Source organism: Natrialba sp. SSL1 (genome assembly GCF_001861355.1).
Lineage (GTDB): Archaea > Halobacteriota > Halobacteria > Halobacteriales > Natrialbaceae > Natrialba.
Genome location: NZ_MASN01000013.1, coordinates 1 through 1,069, shown reverse-complemented (window position 1 = coordinate 1,069; position 1,069 = coordinate 1). Strand labels below are relative to the sequence as shown.

The window sequence follows — 1,069 nt, the reverse complement described above, 5'->3', positions numbered from 1 at the left end:
GAGGGTGTCATAGAACTCTTGTCACACCGTGATGATCGTGCTTCCCGGATTATCTCCGCGTTCATAGTTGGTGATTGCAATAACAAGACGAAGGCACAGCGCGAGGAACACCTGTGCTCGTGCGTGGACGCGGCCTCGGGCGTGCGTTCGCCCGAGGCCGCAGTCCTTGACTGATTCGTTGGTTCGTTCGACGCCTGTTCGGCGGTTATACGTCTCGTCTAACGTCGATTGCTTCAGCTGAACGTCCTCGCTGTGGTCTTCGATGCGGTCTTCGACCCTGTACTCGATGTCCTTTGGGTCATCAGTGTTACGTGGGTTGTAGGGAGCGACTGGCACGACCCCTGCGGCCAGCAGGTGGTCGTGCCAGTCAAGTGTATCGTACGCGCTGTCACCAAGCATCCACATCGGTTTAGCGACGGCGAGCGCGTCACGGGTGACGCGCATCGCCGTCTCCTCTGGTGCTTGTTTGCTCTCGGTGAACTCCGCTGCAATCGGGATCTTCGACCCGGTCGAAACGATCGTGCAGCCGTAGCCGTAGTAGTACTCTTCAGCCGTTGGATCGTAGCATTTCGATGCGTCAGGATCGGCAGGCATCGCTCTCACGTCTGTCGAATCAATCGAGTAGGTCAAGTCGAGCAGGCCCCGCAAGGCGGCCTGCTCGACGAGGTGGTCGAAAATCTCATCGATGACGTGTTCGAGATCGGTGAGGAAGCGATCGACCGCGTCTCTCGACGGCGGTCGATCGAAGCCACAGCTGAGCCAGACCACTGTGTTGTTCAGTTCTCGCGCAACCGGACGAATGCCGTAGATATCCTTGTAGTAGCAGTGCAGAAACCCACGCATCATCTCAGGTGGTTCGTGATCTCGTGTTCGCCCCGTCTGCGCCGGGGCGAACACGTCGAACTCTTCGAGAAACTCGAAGGAGAGATGCTCAAACAGCGCTAGCGTCTCAGTCTCCGCGACATTGAAGAACGTCTCTACCGAAGGATCATCTTGCAGGGTCGCTGAGGCCATACCATCTCAGCATTCACCCTGCTCTCTGGTATGAGAACTGTTCTATGACACCCTC

General features: G+C 57.2%; 1 protein-coding gene. It reads right to left on the bottom strand.

Annotated features, from left to right (window positions below):
• Nucleotides 1-21 precede the first annotated feature (21 nt).
• A complete protein-coding gene (locus BBD46_RS03275) occupies nucleotides 22-1,014 on the bottom strand; it encodes a transposase (RefSeq protein ID WP_071400337.1) in 993 nt (330 codons plus the stop codon).
• Nucleotides 1,015-1,069 lie beyond the last annotated feature (55 nt).

What these genes read in the sequence shown, in the direction of transcription:
- BBD46_RS03275 (WP_071400337.1), bottom strand. Translation starts at nt 1,014, where the DNA reads ATGGCCTCAGCGACCCTGCAAGATGATCCTTCGGTAGAGACGTTCTTC.